This is a genomic window from Chryseomicrobium sp. FSL W7-1435 (assembly GCF_038595005.1).
Taxonomy (GTDB): domain Bacteria; phylum Bacillota; class Bacilli; order Bacillales_A; family Planococcaceae; genus Chryseomicrobium.
The window spans coordinates 796,502-808,429 of record NZ_CP151997.1 but is presented as its reverse complement, the minus strand read 5'-3'; the positions used below and the strand labels follow the sequence as shown (position 1 = coordinate 808,429).

Annotated in this window: 12 protein-coding genes and 1 riboswitch; of the genes, 2 read left to right on the top strand and 10 right to left on the bottom strand. The window is 45.0% G+C overall.

The genetic code is table 11. From position 1 onward, the window contains the following. Positions 1-65: 65 nt before the first annotated feature. Positions 66-204: riboswitch (cobalamin riboswitch) on the bottom strand. 4 nt (positions 205-208) lie between these two features. The 5 genes from argS to speE all read right to left on the bottom strand — a co-directional run bounded on the left by argS (position 209) and on the right by speE (position 5,386). Next, entirely contained in the window at positions 209-1,873 is a 1,665-nt protein-coding gene (gene argS, locus MKY84_RS04340; RefSeq protein ID WP_342528026.1) for an arginine--tRNA ligase, read from the bottom strand. Continuing rightward, entirely contained in the window at positions 1,870-2,289 is a 420-nt protein-coding gene (locus MKY84_RS04335; protein ID WP_342528024.1) for a DUF1934 domain-containing protein, read from the bottom strand. The genes argS and MKY84_RS04335 overlap by 4 nt, the downstream gene beginning before the upstream one ends. A 42-nt stretch (positions 2,290-2,331) precedes the next feature. Further along, positions 2,332-3,429, bottom strand: coding sequence for a diguanylate cyclase (locus MKY84_RS04330; protein ID WP_342528023.1), 1,098 nt, complete (start codon positions 3,427-3,429; stop codon positions 2,332-2,334). A 249-nt stretch (positions 3,430-3,678) separates the two neighbouring features. After that, entirely contained in the window at positions 3,679-4,551 is an 873-nt protein-coding gene (speB, locus tag MKY84_RS04325; protein WP_342528022.1) for an agmatinase, read from the bottom strand. Position 4,552: 1 nt separating this feature from the next. After that, complete coding sequence (gene speE / locus MKY84_RS04320) at positions 4,553-5,386, bottom strand: spermidine synthase (protein WP_342528021.1); 834 nt, start codon at positions 5,384-5,386, stop codon at positions 4,553-4,555. Positions 5,387-5,518: 132 nt separating this feature from the next. Between speE and MKY84_RS04315 the strand changes: the two genes are divergently transcribed. After that, complete coding sequence (locus MKY84_RS04315; protein WP_342528020.1) at positions 5,519-7,570, top strand: PBP1A family penicillin-binding protein; 2,052 nt, start codon at positions 5,519-5,521, stop codon at positions 7,568-7,570. A 439-nt stretch (positions 7,571-8,009) separates the two neighbouring features. On the opposite strand, the gene MKY84_RS04310 is transcribed toward MKY84_RS04315, so the two are convergent. The 3 genes from MKY84_RS04310 to MKY84_RS04300 all read right to left on the bottom strand — a co-directional run bounded on the left by MKY84_RS04310 (position 8,010) and on the right by MKY84_RS04300 (position 9,543). After that, positions 8,010-8,618, bottom strand: a complete 609-nt coding sequence (locus tag MKY84_RS04310) for a hypothetical protein (RefSeq protein ID WP_342528019.1) — start codon at positions 8,616-8,618, stop codon at positions 8,010-8,012. 116 nt (positions 8,619-8,734) lie between these two features. Then, the gene (locus tag MKY84_RS04305) at positions 8,735-8,857 is read right to left on the bottom strand and encodes a hypothetical protein (protein WP_342528017.1); all 123 of its coding nucleotides are present in this window, start codon (positions 8,855-8,857) and stop codon (positions 8,735-8,737) included. Positions 8,858-9,021: 164 nt separating this feature from the next. Next, positions 9,022-9,543 (bottom strand): YwhD family protein, encoded by a 522-nt coding sequence (locus MKY84_RS04300; protein ID WP_342528015.1) that lies wholly within the window; start codon positions 9,541-9,543, stop codon positions 9,022-9,024. 72 nt (positions 9,544-9,615) lie between these two features. On the opposite strand from MKY84_RS04300, the gene MKY84_RS04295 reads away from it, so the two are divergent. Then, a complete protein-coding gene (locus tag MKY84_RS04295) occupies positions 9,616-9,801 on the top strand; it encodes a 2-hydroxymuconate tautomerase (RefSeq protein WP_342528014.1) in 186 nt (61 codons plus the stop codon). Positions 9,802-10,034: 233 nt separating this feature from the next. Here the strand turns inward: MKY84_RS04295 and MKY84_RS04290 are convergent, their stop codons facing one another. Together MKY84_RS04290 and MKY84_RS04285 are read right to left on the bottom strand one after the other, a co-directional pair. Beyond that, the gene (locus MKY84_RS04290) at positions 10,035-10,538 is read right to left on the bottom strand and encodes a YwgA family protein (RefSeq protein ID WP_342528013.1); all 504 of its coding nucleotides are present in this window, start codon (positions 10,536-10,538) and stop codon (positions 10,035-10,037) included. 2 nt (positions 10,539-10,540) lie between these two features. Then, positions 10,541-11,842, bottom strand: coding sequence for an HD domain-containing protein (locus tag MKY84_RS04285; RefSeq protein WP_342528012.1), 1,302 nt, complete (start codon positions 11,840-11,842; stop codon positions 10,541-10,543). Between the last annotated feature and the right edge of the window lie 86 nt (positions 11,843-11,928).

Here is an 11,928-nt window from a genome sequence, read left to right as displayed (position 1 = left end):
TCGGCTAAAATTGCATGCAAAGACGCATGGGCAAAGGTGACTTACACCAACCCATCCTCGTAGGTTCACGGCGCATTCAACAAGGCAGGTTTCCTGACTTACGACCGAAGTCGTTTACAGTGGCGGGACCGTGCTGGACTTTCACCAGCTTCCCTTTTACCTCAAGCAATCCGTTACTTGAGCACCTTGTTGTATTAACTATAGAGTACTACATTTTTTCTGGCGCGGAAACCCCTAATAATTTCAGGGCATTTTTAATCGTCTGACGCGCTGCCGAAATCAAGGCTAGGCGTGCCGCCGACAATTCTTTCGCTTCTAAGTCCAATACTTTGTTAGCATTGTAGAAACTGTGGAACTGAGCAGCTAAATCTTGGATGTATGTTGCCACACGGTGTGGAGAACGTAGTTTTGCAGCGTCTGCCACGACTTGTGGGAAGTCACCAATCTTTTTCATTAAATCTACTTCTTTTTCATCGCTCAGTAGATGTAAGTTTTCAACTGAAGCCGGTAGAGACTGCTCTTCCGCAGAACGCAAAATCGAGCAAATGCGGGCATGCGCATATTGTGCATAGTACACTGGGTTTTCGTTGGACTGCGAAACAGCTAAGTCCAGGTCAAAGTCCATATGAGCATCGCCTGAACGCATACCGAAGAAATAACGTACAGCGTCTAGACCCACTTCTTCTACTAATTCACGCATCGTTACGGCTTTCCCCGTACGTTTGCTCATCTTCATCTTCTCGCCGTCTTTATACAGCTGAACCATTTGGATGACGCTGACTTCAAGCGTGTCGCGATCATAGCCCAGTGCTTGAATCGCTGCTTTCATACGTGGAATATAACCATGGTGGTCAGCTCCCCAAATGTTGATGAGTTTTTCAAAACCACGATTGATCTTGTCTTCGTGGTACGCAAGGTCTGGCGTTAAATACGTGTAACTGCCGCCTTGCTTAATCAGCACGCGGTCTTTGTCATCGCCAAACGTTGTTGAGCGGAACCAAGTTGCTCCATCTTCTTCATAGATATGGCCGTTTGCACGCAGTTTATCCAGTGCCACATCAATCTTCCCATTTTGATAAAGAGAAGTTTCTGAGAACCACACGTCAAAATGTACGCGGAAATCAGCAAGGTCTGTCTGTAATTTTTCAAGTTCTTTTTGTAGTCCATAGCTTCGGAAGAATTCGAAACGTTCTTCGTCAGTAAGGTTGGCGTACTTATCGCCATCGGTTGAGGCAAGTTGTGCTGCCATATCTTGAATGTCTTGACCGTGATACCCGTCTTCTGGCATGTCACGTTCTTGTCCTAGCGCTTGGAAGTAGCGTGCTTCAAGTGATAGTGCTAGGTTATGAATTTGGTTCCCGGCGTCATTGATGTAATATTCACGGCTGACATCGTAGCCTGCAAAATCTAACACATTGCACAGAGAATCTCCAACAGAAGCTCCGCGTGCGTGGCCTAAGTGTAAATCTCCAGTTGGGTTTGCCGAAACGAACTCGACTTGCACTTTTTCACCTGCGCCCGTATCAGAACGTCCGAAAGCAGAGCCTGCTGTGAATGCCATGTTCACGACTTGCTGTAAGTAGTCTTTTTTTGTGCGGATGTTCAAGAAACCAGGACCTGCAATCTCTACAGACTCGATTGATGTACCTTCTGTTTCTAATTTTTCGAGGATTTGTTCAGCAATAGCACGTGGATTTTGTTTTGCGATTTTCGTCAATTGCATGGCAACGTTCGTGGCAAAATCACCATTTGCTTTGTCACGTGGCGCTTCTAGGTGGATATCGACAGTGTGCTCTCCTGCTAAACCTGTTGCTTCGACAGCTTTAAGCAAAGTGTCTTTAATGGATTGTTGAAGTTGTTCTACAGCGTTCATTCAGTTACCTCCGTATAGTGATAGTCGATTGTGTAATCGCCCATTTTTTGGTCGTCTTGGAATAAAGAATATTCGATGCGATCATGCCCCAGTGTATGGATGATTCTACTGGTATACACTTCGAGTGGCATCGTGTGGCCATGCATCGTGTAGTGTCCTTTTGTCTTTTGCCCTAGTTCGAATTCAATTCGCATATCGGCAATACCGCGTCGCCGAATATAGCCTCCTGACCCTTCAAATTTTACGAGCGTCTGGGTGACTTCTTCAGTCCGTTCTTCAAAGCGCAGAAATCTCTTTTGGTCTTTAAAGTACATAGAGCCGTTAGCACGTTGGTATTCCTGGGTCATTTTACTGCCGGGATGTTTGAAGGTTGACATAATCTTCAGCTGAATCGGAACTCCTGCCTGTTCGGTCATCTCAAGCCCTCTTTTCATTGGATGGTTTTCTCTATAACCTTCTTAGTATACGGGATTTTCCTTTAGTTGCGCAATGGACACTCGATTTCTGCCCTGTTCTTTTGCTTTATAGAGCTCGTTATCGGCTTTTGTATAAAGTTCCGCCATAATTTTTGCGTCTTGTGGATAGTTTGCGACTCCTGCACTAATGGTCACTGGAATGGCCGTCCGGTCGTCCGTGATAAACGGCAACGCTTCAATCGCTTGACGTAGTTTTTCTGCATAAGCTTTCGCTTCTCTTGCTGTAGCAACAGGTATCAACACCGCAAATTCTTCCCCACCGATGCGTGCGACTTTTCCACCGAACTCTTCACTCGTGCGTTCCAAGCGCCGGGCCAGTTCAATCAACACGACGTCTCCGATAGGATGGCCGTAAGCATCATTAATGCGTTTAAAGTAATCGATATCTAAAACAGCTAAATAAAATGTAGGCTTTGACTCTGTCCATGTTGTGAAGAGCTCCTGAAACTTCCGGTTGTTGGCCAGACCTGTTAAGTAGTCGGTTTCTGAGAAGTGCTCCATCCTGTCGATTTCCTGCGACAGATCATTCATTTTCTTCAGAATGACATACACAACCAGGAACGATAAAATCGAGTACACCGCAAATACCAAGCCGCGTCCTGCTACAAATTCCCCCATGGCTGATAAATAGCCGATGACAATCATCGTTTGAATAGTCGTATACGCAAAGTACTTCCATGCATTCTTAAAGGTGATTGGAATGCGTAAGGCAATGATCCCGATGACGATGCCAACAAGCATCGTATTGGCACCCGCGACGATGGAGTGAAGCGTCACGTCATTAAGCACGATTCGAGCAGAACCCATCATGATTCCTGAAATCACGGGGGCTATCGGGCCTCCAAATAAACCCGATAACGCTAGAAGCGCCATGCGTCCATCAATAATGATGGTAGGCCCGACATGAATGGACTTTAACATTAGGACGATTCCAAATATCCCAGCTAGGACACCGATAGAATACCCTGGGCGTTTCAGAAGCAGAGGCACTTTTGATTGTTTTTGCAGGCGTGTGAACCAGAACATGACCAATGCGAAAGTAAAGAGAATGCAAAAGTTCACAAATAAATCTAGTACCATGTTCCCGCCCCCGTTTTTGTATTTGCTTCATTATACTTCCTTGGGTAGGGAATTGGATAGATAGTTTTCAGGGACTTTTTTCACGCACTTCTTTGATGTACCTGTGCGCAACACTATTCACTACAATTTGCATAAAAGAAGGAGCAACCGCGCTGTTAGGCGGTTGCTCCTTCATCTTTATGCAATTGTCGTTCATAATCAGAATTGTGTTGCGCACAGGTACCTAAAAGGGAATAAAACCCAAATCCCTTATTTCACCCAACCTAATAACATTTCACGAATTAATTTTGAAGCTGTGTTGGCTGTTTGTTCGGATGAGTCATAGATCGGTGCGACTTCTACTAAGTCAAAGCCAACGACGTTGACGCCTGAATTCGCAATCGCATGAATCGATGTTAGAAGCTCGCGGCTCGTGATTCCACCGCAGTCTACTGTTCCTGTTCCTGGAGCATGCGCTGGGTCTAAGACATCGATATCAATCGTTACGTAAACCGGACGTCCTTCAAGTTTCGGCAGGACTTTTTTCAAAGGTTCAAGAACTTCGAACTTCGCAATTTCCATCCCATTTGCTTTTGCCCACTCGAACTCTTCTTTCATTCCAGAACGAATTCCGAATGAATAGACGTTGTGCGGTCCGATGTGTTCAGCGATTTTACGAATGGGTGTCGAGTGCGAAAGAGGTTCTCCCTCATACTCCACGCGAAGATCTGTGTGAGCATCCATGTGAATGATTGCAAGGTCTTTGTGAACGGCAGCCACTTCTTTCATGACTGGCCAAGACACTAAGTGCTCCCCGCCCATTCCTATTGGAATTTTTCCATCTTGCAGCAACTGACGAATAAAACCGCCGATTAACTCCAAACTCTTTTCAGCATTGCCAAAAGGAAGCGGAATATCGCCTGCGTCAAAATAATTCACCTCGTCCAAATCACGATCAAGGTAAGGGCTATACTCTTCCAAGCCGATCGATACTTCACGGATACGTTGTGGGCCGAAGCGAGAACCTGGACGGTAGCTTACTGTCCAGTCCATCGGCATTCCATAAATAACGGCTTGCGCACTCTTGTAATCTTGCTTGCTTTTAATAAACACGTTGCCGCTGTAAGCTTCATCAAATCTCATGTTATTCACCTGCAAGGTCTTTCACGAATTTTGGCAAGACGAAAGCTGCTGAGTGAAGCTCTTTCGTGTAGTACTTCGTCTCGATTTCGTGGAATTGCTCTGCTGGAACTGTCAGTGGATCATGCTTTTTCGAACCAATTGTGAAGCACCATAGACCTGAAGGGTACGTCGGAATGTTCGCTGTGTAAAGCTTTGTGATTGGGAAGATTTCCTTCACATCGCTTTGTACTTGTTTGATCAAGTCAGCTTTGAACCATGGGTTATCAGATTGTGCTACGAACAAGCCGTCTTCTTTCAATGCCTTGTGAATGCCTGCATAGAAACCTTTTGTGAAAAGATCTACTGCTGGTCCCATAGGCTCTGTAGAATCGACCATGATTACGTCGTATTCATTTTCTGATTTTGCAATGTGCATGAAGCCATCACCAACGATTACTTCTACCCGTGGATTGTCGAGCTCTCCTGCAATTTCAGGTAAGTATTTTTTCGAGTATTCAATTACTTTTCCATCTATATCAACTAACGTTGCTTTCTTTACTTTCGGATGCTTCATCACTTCACGGATAACGCCTCCGTCACCGCCTCCGACAACTAGTACGTTTTCTGGATTCGGGTGTGTGAAAAGGGGCACGTGTGCTACCATCTCGTGATAGACAAACTCGTCTTTTTGAGACGTCATGACCATGCCATCTAGGAACAACATGTTGCCCCACTCAGCTGTTTTTGCCATCTCTAAGAACTGCCACTCCGTCTGTTCAACGTGTAACGTTTTATTTATTTTCATCGTAATCCCAAAGTTTTCAGTCTGCTTTTCTGTATACCAATTCCCGCTCATTTATCTATCTCCTTCCGAACTTAAAAAAATAAAATACAGACAAACTATACAGGTTTTTTCAAAAAGTGCAACTGTTTTCCGTTTAATCTGCGTGTTCCCTTTCCATACTAGAGGAAAGGGAGTGAAACGTCCATGAAACGTGCGCAGCTACGCCGTAGAAAGAAACAAAAGTCCTGGTTTCGACGAGGATTGCTTGCCATCCTTTTCACTTTAGGTATAGGTCTTGGCGGATATAGCGTGTTGTGGTTTTATACACAACTGCTCGGCCCACCCATTTTAGCCGTACCTTCGGCGAATACGTATACCGACACTCTCGGGACACCAGTCGCTACGCGCTATAGTGAAGAGCGCCGCAAGTGGATGGCACTCGACGACATGTCTCCTTACCTACCGATGGCGTTTCTAGCCATTGAAGATCAAGAGTTTTATGAGCATAGCGGTTTTGATTACACGCGGATTGCTGGGGCGTTGCTTGCTGACGTGAAAGCACGGAAAAAAGTGCAAGGCGCGAGCACCATTACCCAGCAATATGCGCGCAATTTATATTTGACGAACGAAAAGACCTGGACCCGAAAATTGAAAGAAGCCCTTTATGCGTACCGGATCGAGGATGCCTATGACAAAGACACCATTTTAGAAGGCTACTTGAACACAGTTTATTTTGGACATGGTGCTTATGGCGTCGAATCAGCGAGCCAAACGTATTACGGCAAGAGCGCCGGTGAGTTGACGGTTGAAGAGGCCGCACAGCTTGCCGCTATTCCAAAAGGACCTAGTCTCTATTCCCCGTTTCTCCATCCTGAAAGAGCTGCGGAACGGAAGAATGTTGTGCTTTCTGAAATGCACCGAATCGGCAAGTTGCCTGATACGATGTATGAGCGTTCTAAAACCATTCCTGTCAGCTTCTTGAAAGATGACGAGAAAGAAGTCGCCGTCGCCCCTTATTATATGGAGGAAGCTCGGAAAGAAGCGCAAGCTATTTTAAAAGACAAAGGCATGCAGCTGGAGATGGGCGGCTACACCATCGAGACGGCTTTTCACCCACAGTATCAACAGGCCGCCGAACAAGCTATTACGCGTTGGATGCCAGACTCTGACTTACAAGTAGGTTTCATGAGTCAAGACGCCTCAGGTCACTTTGTGACAGCACAAGTTGGGGGACGAAACTTTGTCGAGAGTCCTTACAATCGTGTGACTCAAGCCAAGCGTCAACCCGGCTCAGCTATCAAACCGATTCTCTATGCAGCCGCTCTTGCAGAAGGCTTTCACCCTCTAACCTTCCTTGAGGTTAAAGAAACCGAGTTTTCCTATGATGACGGAAGAAAAGTCTATATCCCTAAAAATGTGAACGGTGAGTTTGCTGATAAACCGATTTCCATGGCGCAAGCATTGGCCATTTCCGATAATATTTATGCCGTCAAAACGCTCGAGAAGATTGGCTACGACGCCTTCCAGCAAACAGTCGATGCCCTTCACTTGAATACGAAAGTCCACAACACACCTGCTTCTGCTCTCGGAACAAGTGAGGTCTCCTTGCTTCGACTGACGAATGCTTACACGACGATTCGAAATAACGGGCAGTATCAAGACGCGAAATACGTCAAACGCATTAAGGACCGAGACGGCAAGGTTGTTTATGACGCTATGGAAGATGCACTAAAGCCCAAACAAGCCATCCCGGCTGCGCATGCCTACGAAGTCAGCCATATGTTAACTGGCGTATTCGATTCCGTGTATAACGACTATTCGCCGGTAACAGGTTCTTTGATCTCAGCCAAATTAAAGCGCCAATACGCTGCAAAGTCGGGCACTACTTTATCTGATCAGTATTTTATTGGCTACAGTCCTCTACTGACTGCTGCTGTATGGAATGGATTTGATGAAGGAAAGCAAGTGGACACGGCCCAAGCTACTCACGTCACGAAGCAAATCTGGGCGGACTTTATGGAGACGGTGCATAGCGGAAAAGCGCAAACCAGCTTTGAAGTACCGCGCGGAGTCACAGGTGTGCTTGTCGATATCGAAACCGGCGGCCTCGCTTCTGATGCCTGCCCTAACCAACGCTACATCTACGTCACAAAGACTGATGTTCCAACCAAATCGTGTACGGAGCTGCGGGGCAAGGAATTTGATGAGGATGTGGAAAAGTGGCCTTTTAACCCTTTTGACTGGTTGACGGATTAGATGTGGAGCCGACTGTTCAGAAATTGTGCGGAATGACAGCGTGGACCGTGAAGCGCTTTTGCTTCATGGGCCGCGATGGCATTTTGCGGGATTTCTAGGAGGCGCAACTCGATTACTCTAGATGTGGAAAACGCCGCTCTAGAAATTTTGCGGAAATTAGGCGTGCCAAGTGAGGCGCTCTTTGCCTCGGTTGGTACGAATGATTTTTGCGGGGATTTCTGGCGTTTGGAACTCGATTGGACTAGATGTGGAGCCGACTGTTCAGAAATTTTGTAAGTTATTCCCTTTTAGGTACCTGTGCACAGCACAATTTAGTTTATTCACTACAATTTCATAAATATAAAGGAGCAACCTTGTCGTATCAAGGTTGCTCCTTGATTTATACAAATTGTAATGAATAGTGCGATGCACAGGTACTTACTGAAATACCAATAACGCATTATCGATTGTAATAGACCTCATTGAAATAAAGCAAAATTGCCATCTCTAGGTTTTTCGCCTTCTGGAACTCTGTAAACACAATCAGTTCGCTAGATCCCTTTAAATTTTCATAATCTGCTTCCACTTGAAATAAGCCAATTAAAGAATCTTGCTTCCTAATTTCTAATTTTGATGGTTCTTTGGAAATCATGATTTCATCACCTAGTATGGCTTTAAAATAACTCCCGCTACTCTCAATTTCAATAGTAGTGATTTTTCCTGCTTCAAGATTGGTGATAGATCGTGTAGTTTTGCTAGTTTCAGAATAAGTAAAAATCTCATTATTCGTTGCATCGTATAAAGTGTAAGCGTTAGACAGCTTAAAAAGCAGAATAAAATTCGCAACTGATTTCCACCAGTTCCACTTTGGTTTGAGTACAAAGAGTTTCTGTTGATTGAAGTCAGTAACAGATATGGTTCGCTTATTTGAGAGGTTTGAAGTTGTTATTAGAAACGAATAGGCTTTCATGGCAACCACCTTATCTCGAGAAAAACTTGGTTTGATCCACTCTATTAGTTTCCATAATATCAGGAATGTACTAACCCCAAAAAGTAGTGTATCAATCAAGAAGAGTAGTGTATTAATAAAAAAATTAATGTATTAACTAGGAGAGTTACTGTTCTAACGGGATCGAGTTTCTAGGCGAACGCCTTCCACATCTAAACACAATCGAGTTCCAGGCGTTAGAAATACATTCGAAAATCAATCGCACACATAGAGGCAAAAGACGCCTCTATGCGCACGCTTGATTCCCGAAGCATTTCTGGGCGAACGCCTTCCACATCTAATAATAAAAAAAACCCCAAATGGTTTCCGGCCATTTGGAGGTGTGACGCCTGCTTTTACGAGTGTGTACGGGTATGCAAACTAGTAAAAGAGCGTCGTGTCCCAGCATTACAGTTACGTAAGCTTTAAACTCATTTTACTTTTTTTAGCCCTGAAATTCAACCGGATTTGAAATTGTCACAGTTTAGTCAGAACTTGCGAGTGCTTGTTTTAATTCTTCTGGACTTCTTTCCCACATTTGTTCGTCGTGAGAAATCAAGAAATCGCGAAGAATCTCTTTCGAGCGTTCATCTAAGTTTTCCAACATAAATTTGCGCTTCATCGATTTATCCATACGGTTTACGTGATCAGCAAGCAGCTTGTAGCCGCGACGCTTCTCACGATTAATGACCATTTCGCACGAAGCCATTCCCGCGTAATAGGGACCTTCCGGCATCTGGTCAATTGTGACCCAAACAAGCCAGTGCGGTTTGCCTCCAGCTGAATCTTCACGGTTTGTGGTGAATTTGATACCTCGCTCTGTGTCGCTGCGAGCATGCATGGCACCAACTTCAATGCGGGCTACTCCTTCTTCCACGTCTACAATTACGGGAGAAACATTTTCAAGTGACAGTGAACCAATGCCGTATCCTTTGTGGCCGTCTGTCGGGTCGTTCTTTATAATAGTAAATCCGATTTTTTGTTTTGGTTTTTGCTGTTCTGACATATCGCCTCGCTCCTTCCTATATGGTAAGATAGCTATTAGTATACAGAACATTGTGCAAAAGGAGGAAGAAATATGCCATACGTTACCGTGAAAATGTTGGAAGGTCGTACTGACGAACAGAAAAAAGCTCTAGTCGAGCGCGTAACTGCAGCCGTCACTGAGACTGTCGATGCACCAGCTGAAAAGGTTGTCGTGTTCATCGAAGAAATGCCGAAGAGCCACTATGCCGTTGCTGGAAAACGTCTATCTGATCAGTAAAATTCCAAAATGAAAGACAGCATTTCTCTAGAATAAGAGAAGTTGCTGTCTTTTTCTTTTTGAATGGTGTTCTCCACATCTAATCACAAACGCCTTCCACATCTAAGCACAATCGAGTTCCAGGCGTTAGAAATACATTCCAAAATCAATCGCACACATAGAGGCACAAAACGCCTCTATGCGCACGCTTGATTCCCGAAGCATTTCTGGACAAACGCCTTCCACATCTAAACCTAACAGTTATTCTTCTTCAAATCCTCGATAAAAGCAAAGGCTTCTTCGAACTCCGTGTCCGTAAAGTTCAATTTCCCCTTCACAATATGTACCTTTTCGACTTGAGCTGGTTTTTCTAAATCATCGAAATAGAACAGCGTCGCAACAAGTTCTAAGAAGCGTGATGATTTTTCTTTCATCTCTTCAATGCAAGTCGAGAAAGCAGAATCAAGCGGTGGGCTGAGCTCCATAAATGCAGTGCTCTCATCCGTCGTAGTGTAAGCGTACTGGGTGTAAGCGCCTTTGTCCTCTTTTTGCTCCGATAAAAAACCCATCGTGCACAGTTCCTCGATACGCGCCGTCAATTCTTCCGAATAAGGGCCGTACATGTGGAATTCATATTTTTCGTTCACGGGGTAGCCGAGCTTCTTGGCGATATACATCATCTTTTGAAGCTTTTTTCGGCCGGTGATCCCTTGTGCCTGTGAGATAAAGCGCACAATGCTGGCATGGTCACGTAGCATGGTTACACCTCCTTTATTCCTAATACGTCTCGGATACGGCGATGTGCAGGAGAATCCCCTAACAGCCGTTCTTCCGGAAAATACAATTTATGATCGGAGCGTCTCTTGCCCGAGACAGCCTCCACAATTTCTGATTGGCGGGACAACTCTTTGATCTCTCCTGATGGCATTAACAAGTGAATGGGAATGCGTTCTCCTTCTTCACCTGGTCGGTAGAAATCATAAGGTAGATCTGATGATGAATCAAACACCAAGTAATAATCAGGGTCTATACCGGCTTCGCGGAAAAGGGATTCGAGCTCCCTCATTTTCATGAAATCTTTTGCAGGGTCAAATTCAATGTACTGAAATAACTTGCGGTACATGAAACGAGAGCACAGGTCAGCTAAGATGGTGTCTTGCTCTTTCGTCCACAATTGGAAATACGTCAGAAGAACACTTTCATCGAGTGCGATGTAGTCTTCTAATGTGAATGTGGCATCGAAAAAGCTTTTGAAATGAGTAGGTTCATGTGTAAACTCATAGCCTTCTTGATGCAATTTTTTGGCGCGATGCAATGCTTTTGTCAAAATGACTTCGGCACTTCTTGAGACCGGATGAAAATAGACTTGCCAGTACATCTGGTAACGGCTCATGATGTAATCCTCGACGGCATGCATCCCACTAGATTTGATGACGACTTGGTCTTCACGCGGTCGCATGACACGTAAAATGCGTTCCATATCAAAGTGGCCGTAGCTCACTCCTGTGAAGTACGCATCGCGTTGCAAATAATCCATTCGGTCTGCATCAATCTGGCTGGAAATCAGACTGACGACTTGTTTGTTCGGATAGGTCTTGGCGATGACATCGGCCACTTTTTGTGGGAAATCCTCACTGACACGAGATAGAATTTCGTTCACTTCTGTGTTTCCAAGGAGAATGGCTTGCGTGAAGTTTTCATGATCTAGTGAAAAGACATTCTCAAAGGCATGCGAGAAAGGGCCATGTCCTAAGTCATGAAGCAACGCAGCACATAATACGACGAGGCGTTCCGAATCGTCCCACTCTGGGCGACCTTCAAAACTGATATCGGTGATACGACGAACAATCTCATAGACACCTAAAGAGTGGCTGAACCTGCTATGTTCGGCCCCGTGAAACACAAGATAGGTCGTGCCGAGCTGACGAATACGGCGCAGACGCTGGAATTCTTTTGCTCCGATGACGTCCCAAATCACTTGGTCGCGGACATGTATGTACCTGTGGACAGGGTCTTTAAACACTTTTTCTTCTGCTAGTTTTTGTGTGGCATATGGCGTCATGTGTTCACCGTCTTTCTATGCTGTTCTCTCAGTATAAGGAAGTTCCGTTTGAATGAAAAGGGACTTCCGGACTGCTCTTCTATACC

Excerpts from the sequence above, each read along its gene's own strand:
- speE (WP_342528021.1), bottom strand. The coding sequence starts at position 5,386 with ATGAGCGGGAATTGGTATACAGAAAAGCAGACTGAAAACTTTGGGATT.
- MKY84_RS04285 (WP_342528012.1), bottom strand. The coding sequence starts at position 11,842 with ATGACGCCATATGCCACACAAAAACTAGCAGAAGAAAAAGTGTTTAAA.
- MKY84_RS04300 (WP_342528015.1), bottom strand. The coding sequence starts at position 9,543 with ATGTCAGAACAGCAAAAACCAAAACAAAAAATCGGATTTACTATTATA.
- MKY84_RS04315 (WP_342528020.1), top strand. The coding sequence starts at position 5,519 with ATGAAACGTGCGCAGCTACGCCGTAGAAAGAAACAAAAGTCCTGGTTT.
- MKY84_RS04335 (WP_342528024.1), bottom strand. The coding sequence starts at position 2,289 with ATGACCGAACAGGCAGGAGTTCCGATTCAGCTGAAGATTATGTCAACC.
- argS (WP_342528026.1), bottom strand. The coding sequence starts at position 1,873 with ATGAACGCTGTAGAACAACTTCAACAATCCATTAAAGACACTTTGCTT.
- MKY84_RS04290 (WP_342528013.1), bottom strand. The coding sequence starts at position 10,538 with ATGCTACGTGACCATGCCAGCATTGTGCGCTTTATCTCACAGGCACAA.
- MKY84_RS04330 (WP_342528023.1), bottom strand. The coding sequence starts at position 3,429 with ATGGTACTAGATTTATTTGTGAACTTTTGCATTCTCTTTACTTTCGCA.
- speB (WP_342528022.1), bottom strand. The coding sequence starts at position 4,551 with ATGAGATTTGATGAAGCTTACAGCGGCAACGTGTTTATTAAAAGCAAG.
- MKY84_RS04295 (WP_342528014.1), top strand. The coding sequence starts at position 9,616 with ATGCCATACGTTACCGTGAAAATGTTGGAAGGTCGTACTGACGAACAG.